Source organism: Bacteroidota bacterium, from assembly GCA_013360915.1.
Taxonomy (GTDB): Bacteria; Bacteroidota; JABWAT01; order JABWAT01; family JABWAT01; genus JABWAT01.
Genome location: JABWAT010000047.1, coordinates 1 through 1,736 on the forward strand (window position 1 = coordinate 1; position 1,736 = coordinate 1,736).

Genomic DNA, 1,736 nt, shown 5'->3' on the forward strand with positions numbered 1-1,736 from the left:
CTTCTGATCGGTCCTTCGTTTGTTTTCTACGCCAACGGACTGTAGGCGGCAAAACATACAATAAAACAAAGAACTTTTGCATTCGCGGGTGGCCCCGGCATCGGCGGGCGGTGTGGGTGGGAAAGATCGCAGCTTTCAGATATTTTGTGAATCACTCATGGTTTTCTGTCTTCACAGTACCATGCGCATCAAACTATCTGGTAAGCGGGATGGGGGCGATTCTACTTCGACCTGGCTCAGCACAAGTGCGTTTCGATGCCGTAAGATTGCTTCGAGAGTCTGTCGAAGTGCTTTGCTACCTTCATTTAAAGAAAGTTGATCACCATTGGGAAAAACACCATGCTTTCCGACGTATAAGACACGACAGGTTTTTGTAAGGTTTTTATTGATTCCGGTTTAAAACGCTGATGATCAGTTTTTTTACAACAGCCATTTCAGAAGGCTTACTGGCGGCGACCAATAGTGTCAAACTGGCAAGCGCATCATTACTAATGATTTGCTTACCATCTTTATTTGTCAGCAGGTGATTTTTCTCTAAGAATAACAGAAAGCAGGCGGCAGCAATCCGCTTGTTTCCATCAGTGAAAGCATGGTTTTTAGTAATCAGATACAGAAGCATTGCCGCTTTTTCCTCGATGCTGGGGTAGGCATCATCATCTCCGAAACTTTGCGAGATCTGAGAAACGGCACTCTCAAAACTCATATCCTTCTTAACCCCAAATACTTCAGACTCAAAATCACTCCGCATTTGATGGATGATTTCGTAATAGGCTTCCAATGAAGGATAATTTACTTCGCGTTTACTGATACCGATAGGGTCAAGATTTTCATGATCGTAATCATCCAGAAGGGTTAACCCCTGAGCATACTGAAGAAGCCATTCCTTTCCCGGTTCCTGAGCCCTTTCTTCTATGGCACGACTCAGAATTTGAATCCCGGTCCGGAGGTGCTGAACGACCATTTCCTTTTGAGCCAGACGCTTCTCATTGATTACATAACCTTGTACGAGGAACTCCCTGAGTCGTTGAGTTGCCCATTGCCGGAATTCCACTCCCCGTTTTGATTTTACCCGGTATCCTACAGAAATAATCACGTCCAGATTGTAATACCGCGTACTTTTTGTTTGCTTTCGTCCCTTCATTGCCCCATGCGAACTGGTATGTGCAAAATCTGCACATACCAGTTCCTCCGTCAATTCCGCTTCACTGAAGATATTTCCAAGATGACGACCGATCACCGTTCGATCCCTGCCAAACAACTGACTCAGTTGTTCCTGGTTCAACCAAACGGTATCCTCCCGGAAAGTCACATTGACATGGATCTGACCATCCGACGTCCGGAATATTTCGATTTGATCACTTTTCATGACTACTGGTGATTTAAAGGAGGGGTACAAAATTTGAAAGCTACTTCTGGTAGTAACCGGTCTTCGCCAATTTAGCACCCGAGGCGGTGTAAATCCATTCAATCGTTACACCAGAAAAGGTGGCTTTGGTGGGGAGGTTGAGGAGGTTGGGGAATTTGATTTTAGACCCTGGTGATAGAGAAACCTGCTAGTCTCGGTTGCTCCGCAGGGTGACTTTTGTCGGCTCAAAAGTCACCATCCCTCGGCTCCGCTCGGGAACCGCCCAAGCCCGACCGCCCAGCCTGAGACCCCGATAGTAATACGGCACTTCAATAAACTCTGTGTACCAGATTTCGGAGTACCTCAACTCGTTCGTGGCACTCCAGGCCTA

1 protein-coding gene is annotated in these 1,736 nt (G+C 46.5%); it reads right to left on the minus strand.

The features are described 5' to 3' along the window. Positions 1-382: 382 nt before the first annotated feature. Positions 383-1,366: a virulence protein RhuM/Fic/DOC family protein gene (locus tag HUU10_15735; GenBank protein ID NUQ83054.1), complete on the minus strand. Its 984-nt coding sequence runs from the start codon at positions 1,364-1,366 to the stop codon at positions 383-385. Positions 1,367-1,736 lie beyond the last annotated feature (370 nt).